Annotated in this window: 24 protein-coding genes; 4 read left to right on the forward strand and 20 right to left on the reverse strand. The window is 61.0% G+C overall.

Features of this window, described 5'->3' with window-relative positions:
• Nucleotides 1-18: 18 nt before the first annotated feature.
• The 7 genes from ACWGTI_RS23385 to ACWGTI_RS23415 all read right to left on the reverse strand — a co-directional run bounded on the left by ACWGTI_RS23385 (nucleotide 19) and on the right by ACWGTI_RS23415 (nucleotide 5462).
• A complete protein-coding gene (locus ACWGTI_RS23385) occupies nucleotides 19-921 on the reverse strand; it encodes a LysR substrate-binding domain-containing protein (RefSeq protein ID WP_454589302.1) in 903 nt (300 codons plus the stop codon).
• A gap of 9 nt (nucleotides 922-930) precedes the next feature.
• A complete protein-coding gene (locus tag ACWGTI_RS23390; protein ID WP_454589303.1) occupies nucleotides 931-1800 on the reverse strand; it encodes an alpha/beta fold hydrolase in 870 nt (289 codons plus the stop codon).
• Nucleotides 1797-2120 carry a hypothetical protein gene (locus tag ACWGTI_RS23395; RefSeq protein ID WP_292482149.1) on the reverse strand — a complete coding sequence of 108 codons (324 nt, stop codon included), beginning with the start codon at nucleotides 2118-2120 and terminating at the stop codon, nucleotides 1797-1799. The genes ACWGTI_RS23390 and ACWGTI_RS23395 overlap by 4 nt, the downstream gene beginning before the upstream one ends.
• Before the next feature lie 77 nt (nucleotides 2121-2197).
• Nucleotides 2198-3376 (reverse strand): muconate/chloromuconate family cycloisomerase, encoded by a 1179-nt coding sequence (locus ACWGTI_RS23400; RefSeq protein ID WP_454589304.1) that lies wholly within the window; start codon nucleotides 3374-3376, stop codon nucleotides 2198-2200.
• Between the two features lie 59 nt (nucleotides 3377-3435).
• Nucleotides 3436-4305, reverse strand: coding sequence for a dioxygenase family protein (locus tag ACWGTI_RS23405; RefSeq protein WP_320309725.1), 870 nt, complete (start codon nucleotides 4303-4305; stop codon nucleotides 3436-3438).
• Nucleotides 4306-4345: 40 nt separating this feature from the next.
• On the reverse strand, nucleotides 4346-4870 hold the full coding sequence (locus tag ACWGTI_RS23410; RefSeq protein WP_454589305.1) for a flavin reductase family protein: 525 nt from the start codon (nucleotides 4868-4870) through the stop codon (nucleotides 4346-4348).
• Nucleotides 4857-5462 (reverse strand): FAD synthetase, encoded by a 606-nt coding sequence (locus ACWGTI_RS23415; protein WP_454589306.1) that lies wholly within the window; start codon nucleotides 5460-5462, stop codon nucleotides 4857-4859. The genes ACWGTI_RS23410 and ACWGTI_RS23415 overlap by 14 nt, the downstream gene beginning before the upstream one ends.
• Nucleotides 5463-5692: 230 nt before the next feature.
• On the opposite strand from ACWGTI_RS23415, the gene ACWGTI_RS23420 reads away from it, so the two are divergent.
• Both ACWGTI_RS23420 and ACWGTI_RS23425 read left to right on the forward strand, forming a co-directional pair.
• Complete coding sequence (locus ACWGTI_RS23420; protein WP_454589307.1) at nucleotides 5693-7276, forward strand: 4-hydroxyphenylacetate 3-hydroxylase N-terminal domain-containing protein; 1584 nt, start codon at nucleotides 5693-5695, stop codon at nucleotides 7274-7276.
• Between the two features lie 442 nt (nucleotides 7277-7718).
• A complete protein-coding gene (locus tag ACWGTI_RS23425; RefSeq protein ID WP_454589308.1) occupies nucleotides 7719-8000 on the forward strand; it encodes a hypothetical protein in 282 nt (93 codons plus the stop codon).
• A gap of 146 nt (nucleotides 8001-8146) precedes the next feature.
• On the opposite strand, the gene ACWGTI_RS23430 is transcribed toward ACWGTI_RS23425, so the two are convergent.
• The 12 genes from ACWGTI_RS23430 to ACWGTI_RS23485 all read right to left on the reverse strand — a co-directional run bounded on the left by ACWGTI_RS23430 (nucleotide 8147) and on the right by ACWGTI_RS23485 (nucleotide 17173).
• The gene (locus ACWGTI_RS23430; RefSeq protein ID WP_454589309.1) at nucleotides 8147-9886 is read right to left on the reverse strand and encodes a relaxase/mobilization nuclease domain-containing protein; all 1740 of its coding nucleotides are present in this window, start codon (nucleotides 9884-9886) and stop codon (nucleotides 8147-8149) included.
• Nucleotides 9887-10133: 247 nt separating this feature from the next.
• Nucleotides 10134-11222 carry a lytic transglycosylase domain-containing protein gene (locus ACWGTI_RS23435; RefSeq protein WP_454589310.1) on the reverse strand — a complete coding sequence of 363 codons (1089 nt, stop codon included), beginning with the start codon at nucleotides 11220-11222 and terminating at the stop codon, nucleotides 10134-10136.
• Nucleotides 11223-11227: 5 nt separating this feature from the next.
• Nucleotides 11228-11554: a DUF736 domain-containing protein gene (locus ACWGTI_RS23440; protein ID WP_454589311.1), complete on the reverse strand. Its 327-nt coding sequence runs from the start codon at nucleotides 11552-11554 to the stop codon at nucleotides 11228-11230.
• A gap of 34 nt (nucleotides 11555-11588) precedes the next feature.
• Nucleotides 11589-12149, reverse strand: coding sequence for a S26 family signal peptidase (locus ACWGTI_RS23445; RefSeq protein WP_454589312.1), 561 nt, complete (start codon nucleotides 12147-12149; stop codon nucleotides 11589-11591).
• Complete coding sequence (locus ACWGTI_RS23450) at nucleotides 12146-12610, reverse strand: DUF2840 domain-containing protein (protein WP_454589313.1); 465 nt, start codon at nucleotides 12608-12610, stop codon at nucleotides 12146-12148. Before ACWGTI_RS23450 ends, ACWGTI_RS23445 begins: the two co-directional genes overlap by 4 nt.
• 301 nt (nucleotides 12611-12911) lie before the next feature.
• The gene (locus ACWGTI_RS23455; protein ID WP_454589314.1) at nucleotides 12912-13778 is read right to left on the reverse strand and encodes a replication initiator protein A; all 867 of its coding nucleotides are present in this window, start codon (nucleotides 13776-13778) and stop codon (nucleotides 12912-12914) included.
• 26 nt (nucleotides 13779-13804) lie between these two features.
• The gene (locus tag ACWGTI_RS23460) at nucleotides 13805-14086 is read right to left on the reverse strand and encodes a helix-turn-helix transcriptional regulator (protein WP_140717750.1); all 282 of its coding nucleotides are present in this window, start codon (nucleotides 14084-14086) and stop codon (nucleotides 13805-13807) included.
• 132 nt (nucleotides 14087-14218) lie between these two features.
• Nucleotides 14219-14734, reverse strand: coding sequence for a DUF2285 domain-containing protein (locus tag ACWGTI_RS23465; RefSeq protein ID WP_454589315.1), 516 nt, complete (start codon nucleotides 14732-14734; stop codon nucleotides 14219-14221).
• Between the two features lie 70 nt (nucleotides 14735-14804).
• The gene (locus tag ACWGTI_RS23470) at nucleotides 14805-15029 is read right to left on the reverse strand and encodes a transcriptional regulator domain-containing protein (protein ID WP_454589316.1); all 225 of its coding nucleotides are present in this window, start codon (nucleotides 15027-15029) and stop codon (nucleotides 14805-14807) included.
• A gap of 118 nt (nucleotides 15030-15147) precedes the next feature.
• Complete coding sequence (locus ACWGTI_RS23475) at nucleotides 15148-15426, reverse strand: DNA -binding domain-containing protein (protein WP_454589317.1); 279 nt, start codon at nucleotides 15424-15426, stop codon at nucleotides 15148-15150.
• Between the two features lie 113 nt (nucleotides 15427-15539).
• Entirely contained in the window at nucleotides 15540-15752 is a 213-nt protein-coding gene (locus ACWGTI_RS23480) for a helix-turn-helix domain-containing protein (protein ID WP_454589318.1), read from the reverse strand.
• 215 nt (nucleotides 15753-15967) lie between these two features.
• On the reverse strand, nucleotides 15968-17173 hold the full coding sequence (locus tag ACWGTI_RS23485; RefSeq protein ID WP_454589339.1) for a DUF932 domain-containing protein: 1206 nt from the start codon (nucleotides 17171-17173) through the stop codon (nucleotides 15968-15970).
• 430 nt (nucleotides 17174-17603) lie between these two features.
• On the opposite strand from ACWGTI_RS23485, the gene ACWGTI_RS23490 reads away from it, so the two are divergent.
• On the forward strand, nucleotides 17604-18131 hold the full coding sequence (locus ACWGTI_RS23490; RefSeq protein WP_454589340.1) for a MucR family transcriptional regulator: 528 nt from the start codon (nucleotides 17604-17606) through the stop codon (nucleotides 18129-18131).
• A gap of 97 nt (nucleotides 18132-18228) precedes the next feature.
• Here the strand turns inward: ACWGTI_RS23490 and ACWGTI_RS23495 are convergent, their stop codons facing one another.
• On the reverse strand, nucleotides 18229-18540 hold the full coding sequence (locus ACWGTI_RS23495; RefSeq protein ID WP_454589319.1) for a DUF736 domain-containing protein: 312 nt from the start codon (nucleotides 18538-18540) through the stop codon (nucleotides 18229-18231).
• Here ACWGTI_RS23495 and ACWGTI_RS23500 point away from each other — a divergent pair.
• Nucleotides 18524-19132 carry a hypothetical protein gene (locus ACWGTI_RS23500; protein WP_454589320.1) on the forward strand — a complete coding sequence of 203 codons (609 nt, stop codon included), beginning with the start codon at nucleotides 18524-18526 and terminating at the stop codon, nucleotides 19130-19132. The two genes, ACWGTI_RS23495 and ACWGTI_RS23500, sit on opposite strands and share 17 nt — an antisense overlap.
• Nucleotides 19133-19359: the final 227 nt, after the last annotated feature.

A 19359-nucleotide genomic window follows, 5' to 3' on the forward strand; every position in this document is an offset into this window, starting at 1 on the left:
ATTGCCAACGCGACGTATTCAGACCGGCGGGCCCGAGTGCGGAGCTCGCGCCATTTTCCGAGCCAATTCTAGAAAACCGAACAAATGCGGCGAGCGGTTGTCTCGTCGATAGTTGAGTGAAAGCTCGGTTCCCGGATTGTGGCCTTCGTATTTCCGATAAATAATGCCGGGCCGCTGATTTTCGCTAACCGATGCTGGCACGACCGAGATGCCAACGCCAACCGAAACAAGGCTCATCGCCGTAAGATAGTCCTGTGCCATGACCTGCAAGGCGGGAACAAAGCCGTCAACCTTGCATACGTCGAGCACATAGTCCGCGTAACTTGGCCGCGGGCGCCGCGGAAAGAGGACGAAAGTAGCATTCTTGAAATCTGCGAGATGGAATGGTTGCTCACGATTGGCATAGCTGTCGGGAAGCGCCAGCACGAGCGGTTCCTTCACGAGCGTTTCGGATTTGACCTCCGCGTCATCGATCGACGGGCGCGCCACCGCAATGTCGATTTCCCGCTGGATCAGGGCTCGTCGCAACTCGGCATTGTTCATGGCCGAAAGCGCCAGTTCGATATCCGGATGCGCGGCGCGGAAAGCCCTGATGATGTTTGGCAGAACACCGAAGGTTGCCGTTCCGACGAACGCGATCCGCAGGCGTCCCGCGACGCCCTGCCCGATACGCATCACTTCACGTTCCGTCTGGTCGACGCGTTCGAGGATTTCCCTTGCCCGCTCCAGCAGCAATTCGCCTGCCTGGGTGAGCCGAATCTGGCTGCGGCTGCGGTCGAACAGGGCCGCGCCGATCTCCCTTTCGAACTGGGCGATCTGTCGGCTTAATGGAGGCTGAGCAATTCCGAGCCGCGCCGAGGCGCGCCCGAAATGAAGTTCTTCGGCCACTGCCAGGAAATAGCTCAGCCGTTTGAAGTCCATCGCCGTCCGTCAGGCATCCATCAGCCGCGCAGGCACCCGCGTGACCCTTTCCAGTGCCTCCTTGAAATAGGCCCTGAAGGCAGCGGGGTTCTCGCTCATCGGAAAATGACCAAGATCCTTCATGATCGCAAGAGTGGCACCCTTGATCGCGCCTGCCGTGCGTTGCGCGTCTTCAGGAGTGCAGGTCATATCGTACTCACCGCACATGATATGGACGGGCGTGCGCCGCGTGTCGATGGACGCGAGCCGGCCGACGAGGCTGTCATCGGACGTGTAAAAGCTGAGGTCTCCCCGAAAAATGCCTGGCCCGGACTGCATGAACATCCACAGTGTGGTCCAACGCTCTGCGTCGGGCGCCTGCGGCGCGATGTTAGCCGAGACCAGGGCGGCGCCCATTTCACCGCCATGCGCATCGGGCCGGTGAAACCAATCGATATCATACCATGCCGGCTGGAAATCGGACGCCTCGATCGCGATGAAACCCGAAAAGGATTCAGGATGGAGGGCTGCCAGTTGCAGCGCAATCCTCCCACCCATCGAACATCCGGCCAGCAAAGGCGTTTCCAGCCCTGCCGAACGGCAGAATGCCAGCACCGTCTCCATGTAGGTCTCGGTCGAGAGCAGATACTCCTCGGTCTCGAACCCCTCCGGCGGCAGCGACTTTCCGTGCCAGGGCATGTCGAAGGCGATGAACCGGTGGGATCTGGTGAACGCCTCGTCGTTCAGGACGGACCGCCACTGCCGCGTGTCGGCGCCCGCCGTGTGAAGACACACGACCGGACGGCCCTGGCCGGCTTCCTCGAAGTAGATGCGCTGCCGGGCATTTCCCACCGTGAGATTGACATAGCGGCCCACGATCGGCTCGATCGAAGATTTCATGAGAAACCCTCCTTGCGTCCCAACGCCATGAATTCCTTGAAGTACCGCAAGTTCTTGACCAGCGTCAGGATATCGCCGTCGATGCTGCCGTTTCCGTATTTCACCAGTCCGAAAATGTCATGGAAACCCGGCTTTGGCAGAGGTTGCCAGAATTCGCGCAATGCATCGCCCTTCGCTCGCAGCGCAAACCGCCAAGGAAGCTTCTTGCTCGGACCTTCCTTGATCTCGACAACCCTTCCCTTCTCGAAGGTCAGGTAGAATTCGTCCTGGTCGACCTCGATCAGGATGGTTTCGTTGAAGAGGCGGCCAAGCCGCAGCAAATGAGGTCTCCGCTCGAGGGCGGCCGCCATGTCGTCGAGTCGCTGGCGTAAGTTTCGAACGCGCGGCATGGTCGGTCTCACATCTTACGCGCCATCATGCGCACCTTGTCCTCGTCTAGCGTCACACCGAGCCCCGGCCCGGCTGGCACGCGTATTTCGAACTCCTCGAACACCAGCGGCGTAGCGACAAGATCCTCGACCAGTATTCGCGGACCGAAATGTTCGCTTCCCCATTCGAGGCGAGGCAGTGTCGAGAAGACGGCCATGTGGGCCGCGGCGCCGATGCTGCTCTCCAGCAGGCAGCCGCCGTAGAGTTCGATTCCGAACGCCTGGGCGATGCCGGCGGCCCGCTTGAGTTCCAGGAGGCCGCCGCTCTTGACCAGCTTCAGCGAATAGACGCTGCCGCAGGCCTGCGTCGCCACGCTGGCAAGCTCCGAATTGGTGAACGCAGCCTCGTCGATGAGAAGCGGAATGTGCGTGCGGGCCGCGACGCGCGCCATCGCTTCGCGCTGGCTTGCTTGAACGGGCTGTTCGATCAACGCGACATTGAGTTCCTCAAGCGCAGGAAAAAGCCGAATGCAAAGCGCCTCGGTCCACGCCTGATTGACATCGACGATCAGCTTCACGTCGTCACCCAGGCCGGCACGAAGATGTTGCAAGCGCACGATGTCGGCCTCAGGCGAGTTGAAGCCGAGCTTGATCTTGAAATCCTTGTGGTGGCGCAGCCGGAGCTTTTCCCTCGCCTCCTCGAGTTCCTGCCCGGCATCACCCGAAGCAAGAGCCCAGATGACACCCATCCGATCTCTGACCTGTCCGCCAAGCAAGGCACTGACGGGCAGGCCGAGCGTATGGCCGACGGCGTCGAAGAGCGCCGACTCCACCGCTGCTTTTGCCGCGAAATTGCGCGTTGCCGCCTTGGCCATGCGCACGGCATTGGCTTCGAAGAGCATGGCGTTCTGACCAACGAGCGCAGGTTCGAGGTAGATCGCTATGGCGGCCCAGATAGATTCCACGCTTTCTTCGGCCCAACGCGGTCCTCCGAGCGTGGAGGCCTCACCAATCCCGGTAACGCCGTTTTCAAGCTGGACGCGTACGAGGACGAACCCTTGGTGCGCTATCTCGGTATTCGAAAGCTTGTGGCGCCGAACTGTAGGCGCCTCGATGATGGTCGCGGCAATCGATCTGATCCGCGTGTCGCGCCCAAGCTCGATGGGAGCGGCGCGGGGTGGAATGTTTTCGGTGACGATGATCGACATACCGACTGCCCTCGGGAGAACCCGCCTGGGCAAGCACCAGGCGGGTCGATTGCTGACTGTTATTCGGCCGCGACGGCGATTGCGGCAGCCTTTGGCTTGAGCTTGAAGTCGAATTCCATGACCAGGTCCGTGTCCGAGCCGGCAGGCGCTTTGTGCAACTTGCCGATCAGGCTTTCCTTGACGGCGAAGACCGCATCGTTGTCGAGGTACTTCGTGTCGGCGTCGTAGATCTGCGAGACCAGGCTTTGGTAACCGTCCTTCTGGATCATGAAGTGGATATGCCCCGGCCGCCACGGATGGTGGCCCATATAGTTCAGCAACTCGCCGGCCGCCCCATCGTAGGGAATTGGATACGGCGCCGGGCGGATACCGACGAATTCGTACCGGCCCTCTTCATCGGTCAGGAAACGGCCCCGCAAATTATAGTCGGGCTGGTCAGGATCCTGCTGTTCGTAGAGGCCGTTCGGAGCGTCTTCCCACACATCGATTATGACGCCCGGAATGGGCCGCCCAGACGTGTCGCTGATTGCGCCGCTGACGCGCACGCTCTGACAGCCTTCGAAGCTCTTCTGGACGATCGAGGCGCCTTTCGGCAGCACCGGCGGATTCTCGCGATAGAATGGCCCAAGCACGGTCGACTCGCTTTCGCCGTCCGTGACGGTGTGGTCGAGCATGTCGACGAGGACCTCTATTCCGAGGATGTCGGAAAGCAGGATGAATTCGTTGCGGGCGTCATCCGAGATGTGGCCGGCGCGAACGAGGAACTGGCAGGCCTGGATCAGTTCGGCATGGGTCACCTTGGTTTCGATACAAAACGCATGGATGTGCCGGATCAGGCTCTCGAGAATCTGGCGATTGCGCGCCGGGATGTCCGAAGACAAGGCTGCAATCACAACGTCCGAGATGTTTTGCTGGGTCACATTGCGCATATTTTCCTCCTTGAATGGCAGCGTGGGTTTCTTTTTGGGGTCACCACATGAGTTCAGTTTCGATCTGCGGCATGCTTGCAGGGGCCTTGCGGGTGTCTTCGGGCGGGCCGAACTTGCCTTTGAAGAACAGCAGCGGATCGGCATTGCTGTCCCAGTTGAGCGCCCGGACGTGGCCGACGAAGATCGTGTGATCGCCTGCAAGGATCTCGTCGCGAACCTCCGCCGAAAAGGTGGCGAGCGCGCCGCGGACCACCGGCAGCCCGTCGAGTGAATCGAACAGACTGTGAAGCTCGGGATTGGGCTTGCCTGCAAAATGCCAGGCGATCTTGTCCTTGCCGGACGCCAGAACACTGACCGCAAATCGGCCCGAGGCCTGTATCTTTCCAAGCATGCGCGCCTTCTCGGCGATCGAGATCGCAATTAGCGGCGGGTCGAGCGAGATCGACATGAATGCATTGGCGGTCATCCCGTGGTCGTGTCCATCCCAATGGGTGGTGATGACGTTGACCCCCGTGGCGAAAAGTCCGCATGCGTCGCGGAACGTGCGTTGCTCAAGCTGTGACATGTGATCCTCCGCTTGCATGAACAGCACGCGCGTATGGCCGGCCGGACCAGCCTTCGAGTATCTCGGCCTCGATAGAACGTCCCGCGGCCCTCAGGGCGCGGATACGCGAGCTCGACACGATCTCTCCGGCCTCGCAACGCACGGCCGGAAGGATGCAGGTGTCGAAGTAGCGAGCGAGGAGCAGTGGATCGCCGCTCTTGCAGGAACCGAACCGGAAGTCTGCCCCGACCCAGATGACCCGCGGCGTCAGTGCGCCGATCTCGCCGACGAACTCACCTGCCGTGCGGGCCCGATACGCCGCATCGAAGCGAGCGACGATGATGTGGTCCGGTCCCAGCAGGCTGATCCTCGCCACCTTGTCCTCGATCGACGTCAGCGGCCGGACGCCGCACAGCAGCGCCTTGGGAGGCGGGTCGAACGTGTAGACCACCGACGCGATACCGAGCTTGCGGGCCGTGATGACCGCCGTTTCGATCAGTTCCTGATGCCCGCGATGCACGCCGTCGAACGACCCGATCGTCAGGACGCTGGCGGAAAGCCTGAGCACGTCCTCACGATGAACGGACGTCTCGATTTCTCTGCGGTGAACCATGGTCTCCTCCCATGTTCGCGACCGGGGGCGCCTTCCTCTCGGCACAGTCGACGAACGAAATCTAACGCTAGGTGGCGACGCCAGCGATGCTCGATCCGGTATCGCATGATACCTATCATTAGCACTTCATCGGCGCGTAGCCTCCGGTCTCGAAAGGGACGAGGAACCCTTTTTTAAGCCCGACTCCGGCTAGCGAATGCCTGGTCCGGCCCAATGGAGGAGTACAGGATATGCATAATCTGGCTGCCAAGCCGGTGCTTGATACCCAAGCACCAGGCACCGATGCCTACACCGGTTCCGAATTCCTGGAGAGCATCCAGGACGGCCGTGAAATCTACATCTATGGCGAGCGCGTCAAGAATGTCACCCGACATCCGGCGTTCCGCAACTCGGCCCGCATGGTTGCGCGCTGGTATGACCGCTTCCACGAAAAGCAGAACGAGATCGGCGTGTTGACGGACACCGGTTCAGGGAAGCTGACACACCCCTTTTTCCTCGGCTCCAAGACCACCGAAGATCTGGTCAGGTCGCGCGATGCGATCGCCGAATTGCAGAAGGTTTCCTACGGTTGGATGGGACGTTCGCCCGACTACAAGGCTTCTTTCCTCGGCACGCTCGGCGCCAATTCGGCCTTCTACGGAGACTATGCCGGGAACGCCCGCAACTGGTATGCCCGCACCCAGGAACGTCTCGACTACTGGAACCACGCCATCGTCAACCCTCCGATCGACCGGGACCGTCCGATCGAGGAAGTCCGCGACGTGTTCATGCATGTGGACAAGGAAACGGACAAGGGGGTGGTGGTGTCGGGCGCGAAAGTCGTGGCGACCGGCTCGGCGCTGACCCACTACAATTTCATCGCCCATTACGGCATCCCGATCAAGGACAAGTCCTTCGCGCTGATTTTCACCGCGCCCATGGACTCGCCCGGCATCAAGCTGATCGCGCGCTCGTCCTACGAGTTCAACGCGGCGGCAACCGGATCGCCCTTCGACTATCCGCTCTCCAGCCGTCTGGACGAGAATGACTCCATCCTGGTCTTCGACAAGGTTCTGGTTCCGTGGGAGAACATCTTCGTCTATGGCGACGTCGACAAGATCAACCAGTTCTTCCCGGCATCCGGCTTCGTCCCGCGCTTCACCCTGCATGGCCTGACGCGCCTGTCGGTAAAATTGGACTTCATCGCCGGATTGTTTTCGATGGCTGTTGAGGCGACGGGATCAAAGGACTTCCGCGGCGTCCAGGCAGGCGTCGGCGAAGTCATCGCATGGCGCAACACCTTCCATGCGCTCGGCGACGCCATGGTCAAATCGCCGGTTCCATGGGACGGTACCGACGGCTACAACCTCCCCAACCTCAATGCCGGCCTTGCCTACCGCGTGCTGGCACCGATGGCTTACCCCAGGATCAAGGAACTCATCGAACGGCACGTCGCCAGCGGCCTGATCTACCTGCCGTCGAGTTCGGCCGATTTCGAGAGCGAGGCGATCCGGCCCTATCTCGACCGCTTCGTGCGCGGTTCGAACGGTTATGCAGCGCTCGATCGCGTCAAACTGCTGAAACTGCTTTGGGACGCCATCGGAACCGAATTCGGCGGACGCCACGAACTGTATGAACGAAACTATGCCGGCAACTACGAGAACCTGAGGATCGAAACCCTGAACGCCGCCACCGCGACCGGAGATCTGGCCTCGATGCAATCGATCGTGAAGGACTGCATGAGCGAGTATGATCTTTCCGGCTGGACGAGTTCAGACCTCATCAATCCGGACGACATCAGCCTCGTCGGTCGAGGCACCGTTCAGGCGGTATAGAATGGCGGGACCGTTCCCTTGTGGGGGAGCGGTCCAAACCTCCTCCTCTCCGAGGCCGTATGACAAGGCCGCGAGACCGGAGGAAAGCCGGCAGCGTGAGGACCTCAACCTAGCCAAGCCCATAGTCGTCGGGGATGTCTGCTTTCAGGCAGACGCAAAGTTGGACCTCGACGGCCGAAATGAGGCGCGAAGCTGCTGTTCAAAACATGGTACTTGGAAGTCGTGCCGTCGCGGTCTCCGCCTCGCGGTATAGCGAGCTCCCATGCGAAGAGACGCGAATGGTCGGCGGCGGTCGACCGTTGCGTTCTCCTGCGAATCATTTGGCATGAACGGCCAGACCCCTACGCTGCTTTAACTGGTGGTTGATCTCAGATTCTTTGCGGGACGCGGAACAAAATCCCCGCATCCAAGTTAGCTAGCGCTGCTACGGGGAACTCCTGCAATGCTCCTTGCCTTGGACGATGCGATGTCAATGGCGGTTTTGGCCGGCAGAGACGCAGGCGCGGAGATTTTTGGAGTGATTGATCTCACCAGCAAAATTGAAGTCAGGATCGGCGCCATCAGCTTAGGACGCGCCATCCAGTTCGTCGCCAATGCGTCCGTGCTGGGATACGACGTTCGCGGTGCAATGGTCCTATATGGGGAACCAGGAACGCCAAGCTTGAGGAAGTGGGACTGCGAACGCATTTGGGCTCAATACGGTGGTGCACTTCTCCAGCCATAGCGCGATGCGACAATGGGACAGGCCGTAGCCGTCTGGGGCGAAATTCGCAATCGAGAGTAATACACTCCACTCGAGAGCGCTGGCGGGATTAAATCGTACTTAATAGCATCGCCAAGGCTCGGGCTCGTTCTGCCTGCGCCACTCCATCAAAGTCCAAGTCCGCGCTTTCGAGCGAACGACCAGTCGATGCCGCCATCGCCTCGTACGATGCCCACGACATGTTGCTCGAACTGCTTCTCGATAGACGGCGACCAGGGCACCAGCCGGAAGCCAAGCCCATCTTCGATCATCGCGAACCGGCCCGAGGCGAGTGAGAAACGCCGGCTGTAGATGCCCGAGACGTTGTCGCCATCCTTAGGCCTCATGAATGGAAGCCCGGTTTCGGATGCGAGCCGCTGACCGAGTGCATCAACTTCCCGATCACGTAGAGTGCCGATCAGGTTGCGGGCTAGCGTTACGCGCTGATTGGTTCGATGGGCGAGACCTTGCTCGATCAGATGCTCGGTGCGTGCATTGAGCGCTTTCCTCACCTCGTGACCGAAGCCACCCTCGCCCAGCTTTGAAGACTCGCGTGCGATGAGTTTTCGGTCCAGCCAGGTTGCCCCGTCGGCAGTAATTTGCTCAGCGACTGGCAGATCGGAGCGGACTGCAAGGGCGACGCGGCTACGGCCTTTCGCATCGTCATAGCGCCGAAGCTCAACGATGGAGCTCGGCGCCGAATCTCCGGTGGCGTCCAGATCGTGGAAGCGAATGTGATGGGTCCGGCCATCGATGCCGTCGACAATCGCGTAGGCGGAACCACGCAACTCATCATCGATGCCTCGATCGAGCAGCCTTCCGACAATCGGCACGCCGCTCGCCTCGCCAGCAAGGGCGTAGTCAACCGCGCCTCGGTCGAGACCATGGGCGGCGAGGCTTCGGTGCATACGCTTGATGAGGTCATCTCGCTCGCCAAGTGCACGCAGGGTGGCCTCTGCTTCATCGGATATTGTCCATTGGAAAGGGTCGATCGAGTGCGCGAGGCCAAGGCTTTCCAACTTGCGCAGGCGACCAACCTTCAGGGTCAGATACTCGTCAGTCTTCCGACCCGGCAAAGCGGCAACGTCGATGACGCCCTGTCTATCGGCATCGCGCACCAGTTGCCGGTCGAGCGGTGTCCAGCGTTCGGCATCGATATGTCTCGCCAATGACCGACGGATATCGAGATCGCTGCGGGGCCCGAGTTCCTGCGTGATCAGATCCTCGGCGCGGCTGCGCATTCCCTGCTTGATATAGTCCCGGGAAATGACCAGATCCTGACCGTCATCGGTCCGGCCGCGCAGGATGATATGGATATGCGGGTTGTCGGTGTTCCAATGATCGACTGCCAGCCAGTCGAGACTTGTCCCAAGGTCCTTTTCCATCCGGGTCATCAGATCGCGGGTGAAGGATTTCAAGTCAACCACTTCGACGGCGTCTTCTGGAGAAACGATAAAGCGGAAGTGGTGCCGGTCGTCTTTGCACCGCTCGGTGAACTCCCTCGCGTTGGCGCCATCAGTTTCAGCACCGAACATGCGAGCCTTCTCGCCGTCGCGCGTGACGCCGTCGCGGCGCAGGTAATTGAGGTGCCGGGCAAGCGATGCTGTTTGCCCCTTGTGCCGAACCACCAGCGCCTTGACGGTCACGAAACGAGAGTGGTTCGCGATAAGGCGGTTGGCCCGTACGCTTGCCACGCGACCACGCCCGAAATGCGAACCCCGCCCGGCCGTGATCCTGCCATCGCGCGCGATGCGTCCGCCAGCTTTCTGGGCGGCAGCAAGAGCCTGGGCGACAAAGGGCCTCGCCCGCTGACTTTGTCCGGAACGAATACGGCCGGGCCGGACGCGGAAATCCTCGTCCCGGCTCACGGAGAACTCGCTAGCGATGTGTAGCTGACGTTGAAATGGTTGAAGAAAATTCGAAACCGCGAGGTGCGCCGATTATGCGCGATGTGCAAAATGTTTGAAAAACGCCAATCAACGCAACCAACCGACCGGGCCGCACATCGCGGCCTTTTATCTTGCCATCCCTCCCTGACTTCTCTGATCACACTCCCTTCCGCCGCCAGTCCTGCGACGGAACAGGCCACAGCGCGAAACACGACAAACCTGGCACTCATCGGGATGCACCGCGCGATCGCATGATGAAGAGGTTGTTTGCATCCGGCATCAGTGTGGTACGAGCAGCCTCGGATGCGGTGTCCGGCGGCGGTTCGAGCGCCGTCAGATCGTTCACCGCAGTGTCGATCTGCAGCGGCATATCGGCTGAACGGATCTGCGTGAACATCGTTTGGTCGACGCGATCGACGTGTTCGCTGCCATGCGAAACGGTGCCATTTGTCGCAGCAGCGCCCCGCTCAAAAAGCTGCGAACGATCTGCGCTCGACCTGGTGCCCAATCCTCGCGAGTTGGGCGGAACCTTAACAGGTCCCTTGATCAGCGGAATAAGCTTCGCAACGTAGTCGATCGTCTCACGAGGCAGCGGTCGACCCTTGGAAAGATGTTCCTGATAGCGTTGCGGCCCGGCATTGTAGGCGGCGAGAAAACCATTCGGACCGAACCGATCGAGCATCTCGCGCAGATAGGCCGCCCCGGCCAGGATGTTGTCACGGGGCGCGAATGGATCCTTCCCGAGATTGTGTTTGATGCGCAGTTCTTCCCATGTCGCCGGCATGATCTGCATGAGTCCCATTGCGCCTTCGGACGAGACGGCGCGGACATCCCCGCCGCTTTCGACATACATCACGGCGCGTATCCATCGCTCGGGCAGATCGAAAAGCTTGGCGCCCTCACAGACGTAAGCGGACCACTCGCCACTCGTCCCGACCGCACTTGCGGCGCAGGATTTCTGCACAGATGATGACGGTGCCTCCGCTGCGCCGACCGCAGAACCAAGCGCGAAGAAAGCGCATGCCGAGAGCATCGCAATGCATCGGTGAATGGTGGCGCGCGCACCATCGTGCCGACACGCCGACAGCCTGCCGCCGTGCTTGCTTCCGTCAAGGGCAAGGCTCCGCCGACCGGACCTGCGTCCTATGCGTGGCAGCGCAAACAACGCCTCAATCGATGGACAAGCGTCCGGCCGCCCTTGACCTCCGCTGCGCGCGACGGCCGCCTGACCGGCGATCGGGTCGAAGGGTTTGACCGCCGCCCGATCGATCAAAGGGTTTGCCTGGGTAAGATCGATGACGCGCGATCGAACCATCGGACTCAGGCTCGCTCTTCGCGTTTCGAAGGTCGGCTCCAGTGCAGGTTCCAGACGTCCTTTTCCGTGGGGACCTGGAACAGGTTGGCGCGGATCGGCTGCGTGAAGGACGGATCGTCGATGAGCACCGAGAGATAGGCGCCAGCCTTCTCCCCGGTGCGATCCCACGCCGCGCCGACCTCGACGCCGTCGCAATAGATACGGTGTTCCGGTGCATTTTCCGCATCCGATTTCTCGACAGGCAGGATGGCGAGCTTGGCGTCAATCGTCAGAGTACAGATGCTGCCGAAGAAGCCGTCATCGTTGCGAGTGAAGGTGCCGATCTGACTCATGTCACTTGTCCTTTCGTGGTGAGAGAACGAGCCGTCATGGCTCGCCGGGAGCCGGTTCGCCGGAAGCATCCTGCGCCGGAGATGTGCGGTCGGTGGTCCAGATGGGGACCGCGCGACCAATGATGTTGGTGATGGGGACTGGGCCGAAATACCGACTGTCAAAACTGTCGGCCACTCGCCAGTTCATGAAGAACACTTCGCCATCGGCAAGCACATGACAGCCCTGCCAGGCAGGCAATGGCCGACCCTTGCTGTCGTGGTCGAGCGCGGTTCCGTAGATCGTGCCGTGCGCTGTGATGGCCGCGCCACTACGACAAACGGTTTGTCCGCCCAGCGCCAGGACATGTTTCAAGAGCGGCACGCCGTGCGGCAGATATGTGCGTTCGGCGAGGAAGCCGGCCAGCGGTTCGGGCGGCATGACGACGGCGATGTCGCCGACTTCAACCACGTTATCCGGCGCAATGCGATAGAGGCCGATCGGAACGCTCGCCGATGCGTTCCAGATCAACCAGGGCGTAAGTCTGCTCAAGGCCGGGGCGACGGCAAGCGTCGCGCCTATGAACATTGCCGCGATGATCTTGTGGCGGGCGGTCACGGCAAAATCCGGCGGCGCAGCAGCCACGCTTCGTGGCGCTGCCGCGTGTAGGGCCTGGGGCTTTCGCGCGCGACGAGCCGGCTGTGGACGTGCCGCCAATATTCCGGCGGAACGTCTATGGCGTCGATGCCGAGCGCTTCGATGGCATCGATGATCTCGAGCACTCTCTCGACATTTGGCCACCCAACGCTGGTCAGCAGAATGTCGGCGCCGGGCCGCACATAGGCGATCGTCGAACAGCGCTTGCCGGCACTGACAGCGCGCAGAATATCGATGCGTGAGGCGACGGTCCCAAAGTCGTTTGCCATCCATCGGACAAAGGCAAAGATACCGCCAGGCGCGAAAGCGACGACGCGTCGGCTTTTGTCGATGATCCTGTTCTCGACGGTTTTGCCGAAGCGGATGTAGTTCTCGATCCGCTTCTTGAGCCAGAGCAGTTCTACATGCGTGAGGTCGCTCATTGCGTCCTCCACTGCAGTAGGTGGGCAGTTGCAACGGCGTGCGTAGGACGTAGCTGACCGCCATGTGAGCGGATCTCGATTTCTCCGCATGTGAACGGGCGATCTCGTTCCGACGGTCGTTCACAGCTTGTCGGCGCCGAACGCTCCGTTAGAAAGAATCCGAAGGATTCGAAGTTAGATAAGTTAGAGGCGTGAATTCGTCTTTCGGTTCCATGGGTTGATTGCGGTTTGGGTTCCCGAAATGACGAGGATCGGGTTCCTGAAATCCCGTGTCTGGGGGTTCCTGAAGTGACGAGTTGATTCACAGCTTGTCCTCCGCCGCCCTGACCTTGCCGAAGCGGTTGAAAGGGTCGGGATGGCAAGCCTTGAAAGTGAGCAGAGGTTCGCCGGCCTGCGTTACACCCAGCGCAAGCCGATAGCCCGGCAAGGATTGCCGGCGAACGATGCCGCGAACCTCGAACGCGAACCGCTTATAGGCAGACAAGCTGCCGGATTTGACGTGCAGATGGCGCAGGTCGAACGACCAACCCTGCGCCTGTCGGCCGCCATGCTTGCGGACCAGGCGATAGAGCCAACGCTCGATGCCGCCGGTCAGATCGAAATAGGCACGGTCGATGGTGAGCACAAAGGCGTCGACCATGATGCCGGCATAGAACCAGTCGGGTAGGACAAGCTCGATACCAAGCGGTCGAGCGCGATGGTCGGCCCGTTCCTTCCATTCGTTGATCCAGGAGAAGCGGTGCATGCGCTGCTCCGTGGGTTGCCGGATCGAGGTGGCGACGGTGGTGGACTGCAGCCGGTCGAGCGCTGCCTTGAGCAGAAAATATTCGTGGGCAGACGTGCCGCGACCGATGAATGTCAAGATTTCGTGCGGCGTCGCCGCCATCATGCGCGAGGTCCGCAATCCGTTGTCACGGGCATCGACGATCTGCGAGGCTGCCCAGATCAGGATATCGGCATCCCAGATCGTCGCCATGCCGTGCTCGACGGTCGCCTCGACATGGATGGCAACTTCACCCATGCGGAAAACGATCGGTGTTATGCGGCGCGATTTGGCGAGCGAGAAGAATGGCCAGGCCATCAGGTCCTGCGCATCGCGCAAGGCCATCTTGCCGGGACGCGCATGAAACAGCGCAATCGGCTCCAGGTCAGTCGGTGGTGGTCGCATGTCCAAATCCCACAGAGCTGGAAGTTTCAGCGTGACTTGCCGGCGTAGGCTGGCGCGCGCGCCGCATGCGGCTTTGCCGGCGGAACGTAGGTGGCATTTGTGTCGCTGGTGGAGGTGCGCGCGCCGAGCTCGATCCAGGCACGCAGGTCATCGATGTCGTAGAGCACGCGCCCGCCGACCTTGCGATATTTGGGGCCGGTCCCGTAGGTCCGGTGTTTTTCCAGTGTCCGGGCGCAGAGGCCAACGATAGGGGCGGCCTCCTTGGTCCGAAGATATTTTTGGGGCGCGTCCGCGGGACCCTTCGACATCGCTCGATCTCCATTCGGTTCTGCTGTCGCCCTGGCCTGCCGGGACGCGCGAAACGGACGATGGCCGAATTGAGAAAATGGGAGGGAGGGCAAAGATCGCGGGCGCGTTTTTGCTACCCCCGGCGGAAAATCTCAGCGGCCGGATTTGCGGCTGCGGCTTTCGGGGTAGAGGAGAAGGTCGCGATAGCCGCCGGCTACCAGGCTGTCGGCCCGTCGCAGGATCGCCCTCACCTTGTGGCGAAGATGATGGTCGCGCCAGTCGCGCGGGGCGATGGGCTCGCGGGACAGCAGCTCCTCCGCGAGTCGGCGATAGGGAGCCTGAGCGCCCCTTCCGTCATGGGCGCGCAGATTGAGAATGTGCCTCAGCCTGGTTTGTTGAGGTAGGGCACCATAGCGAGCGCCAGGCGGACGGCCGTTCGCCGCACGCCAGAACCGGCGCGCGGCGTCGAGTCGTATTTCGAAGTTATCGTCGAGCGGCAGGATAATGGCGTTGATGTCGAGCAGACCGTCAGATTCACTAGAGACGATGTGATGCGTCGTCGATGCGGACGGCCAGAGAACATGAACTTGCTCGTCTTCGGTCCAGCTGTGAGCCGTTCTGAGTTGGGTAGGTTGAAGGGCCGGCTGCGAGGATCCAGTGCCCCGCAACCCCGTAGCGCGAAGAACCCTTGGTGAGGCCTCTTCCGTCCAGACGATGTGTTCAGGTGCTAGAGGCTCATCACCATCGATCGCGAAATCGCGCGCCCCAACGGAAGGCGAAGTCCGGCGAGCCGATGAGTTCTCCTCGTGTCGCTGCAACAGAAGCCTGCCGGTCGCATTCGACGGCGAAGTCAGCGTTCCGGATCAGATATTCGGCGGCGAACTCGGCGGCTTCGTAGCCGCGCATGTGCTCGTATGCCGCCGGATCGGTCCAATCGCTTCGCGACATGGCAACGGTCCCCATCGGAGCCCGCGTTTGGTCGCGAGCCTGGCAATCAGCTTCCGAAGTGCCAGTTCCTTTGGGTAGTCAGAGAGTCGGCAAACCGCTTTGCTGAATCAGCAAACCATCGAGCCGGTGGGTTTCAGTGTGGCGCACCGCCGGCCAGAAGATATCGGTAGCCGTTCGTGGTCATCCAGCGGGCGCGGGCAAGATGCGTCTCCCACGACCGGAATGCCCGCTCCGAGTCCTGGTCAGGGTCTATATGGAGGACGATCCTGGCCACCTCGCGCCAATCCGCATCTTCCGCCGCCGCGTCGAGTAGGCGGATATACGTGAGCAGCCGCTCCTCGTCATAGCCGGTCAGGATCGGGGCATTCGGCGCGACGTCGGCGACATCGGGATCGAGCAGCGGCTTAAGCATGGCGCACATGATCCGCCATGGGATCAAGTCGAGATGCCCTGCTGGTATTTCGTTGCTCATCGGAAATCGGACAGCGACCAGGGTCGAATCCCTTTGAGGCGCTTCGTGGCTGATCAGCCGTCTGTGCGGAAGAATTCGATGGGGTCGACGTCCAGAACTGCGGCGAGCTTTTCGAGCATATCGATAGTGGCTGCGTGCTCCTCGCGCTCAAGCATACCGACATAGTTGCGATTGACGTCGGCACGATCCGCGAGCTCCTCCTGCGACAAGCCAGTGGCATGTCTCAGCCGGCGTAGATTCTTCGCTACTCTCTCCCGCAAGATCATTCGGGAGGAGTCGCCGGCCACCTAATATACTGCCACCCAATATACTAGGTATTCGTCTTTTGGAAACCGTCTGTGTGTGATTTCGCGAGCCGGGCGGAGCCCGGCGAGCCGCGGCCGCAACCTGGTATGGCCGCAACCGGTGTGCTTCACTGATCGATCAAAGGTTCCACGATTAGTCGCGCGGCCGGATGTCCGGCCGCGCGGCGTCGTCACTATCACGCGGCCTTTTCGAGCAACGCTTTCGCCCTGCCTTCCAGCTCAAGCCGGCTATCCTGATGCGCCTTGCTGCGGGCGTGTGCAGTCATGCCCTGCACGAAATCAAAAATGCTTTCGGGTGGCTTGCCCTCTTGCTGCAAGACAGCCTCAATGACCTTGCCGGTTTCAGCCTTGGAGAACCCGCGCTTGCGCAGGAAGGTTTCGCGCTCGTCGTCGCTGCGGGCGACGATCTTCTCGCGAGCGGCCTTGATACCGGCGATAAACGGCGCCGGCGAAGAGTTGGCGAAACTGGTCAAGGCAGGCGCTGCCTCATGGGCAAACCGCTTCGCTGCGAATTTCGAATGCCGGATGCTGATTTCCTCGAAGCCCTCGACGCCCCAAAGATTGCGGTTCATACAAACGGCGCGGAGATAGAAGGACGCGATGCCGAGCGTCTTGCTGCCGACTTCCGAATTCCAGCAATAAAATCCCCGGAAATACAAATCCGGCTCTCCGTTCGGCAGGCGTCCGGCTTCAATGGGGTGGGTGTCGTCCACCAGAAACAGGAACACGTCGCGGTCACTGGCGTATAGCGTAGTCGTTTCCCTGGTGATATCCACGAATGGGTTATGCGTCATGGTCGCCCAATCCAGAACGCCCGGTACTTTCCACATGGTGTCTCCGGTACCGTTGCCGGCGATCTTCATGACGGCGGCAACAAGCTCGTGATCCCAGATGCGGCCGTAATCGGGGCCGGTGACGGCGCGAAGCTCGATGCGCCCATCTTCCGCTTCCAAGGTTTTGACAAGCTCGGCGCGATGATTGAGCAGGCCGTGCTGCAGGTTAATGCCTGCAAGCGGAGCGGGAAGCTGGCGCATGTAGGTGGCAGGCGCGCCGACAAGGCTGCATAGCTGACCGAAGCTCCAATGTGTGGGTGCGATCGTCTGCTCCTGTCCAGGAACGATGAGCGAAAGCCGCTCGGCATTGTCCCGGCTTGCCTCGACGCGAACCGCGCGGCTCTCAACGGTTCGGGCCGTGGCACGATCCGCGCGCGTGCGCACCGCATCATAGAGCTCAGTCAGCGACAGATAGCGCTCATCGTCGGGGCGCGAGAACCATTCCGAGGAAACGCGCCCGATGCGCTCGCCGCGTGAAATGTCGACGCCAAAGGCGCCCGAAACCGGCTGGTGTTGGTTGTTGTGGACGCAATTGGTGTTCGTGGTCATGTTCATTGTGGTCACTCCTTTTCCGTCAATGCCGAAGGCATGTCCCTGCGGCATGCCTTCCGGGGGCGCGTGAGCGCGCGGGAGTGATGGGGGCCATTGCCGGCGCGCGGGGCCGGGCTGCACGGTCGAGCGGAGCGAATGAATTTGATGTTGATGGTTGTGCCAGTCGGCCGCTTTGCGAGCCGGCGGCCCTGCTCTGCACAGGCGGCAATGGCGGGGAAGCGAGGGGAAAGTTCTCCTCGCTTCCCTAAAAACGATCGCCAGAGTTGGTCGGCGGCGATCAGATCATGGTAGTGGTGCCTGCCGGCTTGATGTCCGCCGCGAGTGAGATCATCGGGAAGATAACGGATTATTTGCCTGATTGATCAGATAGACGGCCACACACATTTTTGTTGTTGCCCGAGAGAACCAAGAGGAAGACTTCATGACCATGTCCGATGACCAGCAGAGCAAGACAGATCTCGTATCGATCACCGCCGATATCGTCGCCGCCTATGTGTCGAACAACCCGGTGCCGGTGGCAGAGCTGCCGAAACTGATTGGCGATATCCATGCCGCTCTGCATAACGTCGGCACACCGGTGGCCGAACCTGTGGTGAAACTGGAGCCAGCCGTATCGATCAGGAAGTCGGTGACGCCGGACTACATCATCTGTCTGGAAGACGGAAAGAAGTTCAAATCGCTGAAACGGCACCTCGCCACGCATTACAATCTGAGCCCTGAGGAATACCGGCAGAAGTGGAGCCTGCCTGCCGATTATCCGATGGTGGCACCGAACTACGCCGCCGCCCGCTCGGCGCTGGCGAAGGCAGCCGGGCTCGGGCGCAAGCCGGCGGCACCCGAAGCAGCCAAGGTGCAGAAACCGAAACGGATGCCTCGCGCTGCTGCAGCGACAGTCGCGACGGTGGCCGCAAAGTCGCCAGTCAAGAAAACGCGTAAAGTTACTGCCAAGGCCTAGCCTCCTTCATCGGACTGGTTACGATCGGGCGGTGGCGGACTGAGCATGGCGAAACCCCGGCGCGGCGCGCCGGGGTTTCTTTTTAGCGGTCCCGATTTCACTCGGCGGTGCGGCGAGACCAGATGAGCGAAAACTCGCCCTGGGTTTCGGTCTCGACCAGGCTCGCATAGATCGGAGCGGGGAAGCTCGGATCGTCGAGCTTGACGGAGTGATAATCACGGCCCTCGCGCGATGTCTTCTTCCAGGCCGCACCGAATTCGGTGGCGCCGGCGAAGATGCGGTAGTCCGGACCCTTCTCGTTGTCGCCTTCGGCGGGGACGAAATCCACGGTCTTGACGTTGAGGTTGAGGGTCTTGACGGAGCCCTTGAAGCCCTTTGCGGTGCTGGTGAAGATGCCGATCGTAGCCATTGCGGTGGTTCCTTCTGTTGATCGAGCCGCGCCCATCGCGGCCTCGATGGTGGTCGTGAGACCGGAGACGATCGGTCCGCATCCCGAAGGGGCTGAAACGAAGTGTAAGACGGCGGCGCGAGGCTTTCCTGGACCGCGAGGAATGGCCGCGCAGCGGACAGGGGAAGAAAACGCAGCGCCGCTGTTGCGGGAAGCGATCGAGGCGAAGCCGGTCTTCGGTCAGACCCAATCCATTCGAGGACGCCGTGGGCGTGGCTTGCCAGACGAAGAGGAACCGCCGCAATGGCGGTCAACGGGATTCACAGCGCAAAAGGCTCTTGGATCAGTGCGGACGCTTACACTCGGCAAGGCAGTTATCACTTTCCCGCGGAAATATGATGGTGACAATGGAAGGTCCAGGCTCTCGCCGTTCTTCGCCCTGACCCCGTTTGCATTCGATGCGGCATGGAAATTCATATCTGCGCCAGGGCAGCGACTACCGCCCCATCAAGCAGATGATCCGCGCCTCCCCGCTCCGATCTATGCGAGGCTGGTCGAGATCACCGCGCGGACGATGCATCTGCATCTGATCCTCCGCAGCGTTGCCGCGTGATCAACCAACAGTGAACCCTGGATGCCGTGCTAGAGTTTCGCCGAGAAAGTCCGCCACCGTCGCGTCGTCGGGCTGAAGCGTATCGCGTTCGAAGTGGCTTCTCTTAGCTACGACTGACGTTGTCGTGCTGTCGAGGTCCCCGGCCGCGCTTCCGCGCGGCCGGAAAATTCTCTTGCCGGTTCAAAGAGGTGGCCGGAGCCGCCCAAAGCGGCTCCGGCCTTTTCGGT

It is taken from the genome of Mesorhizobium sp. ArgA1, assembly GCF_053714375.1.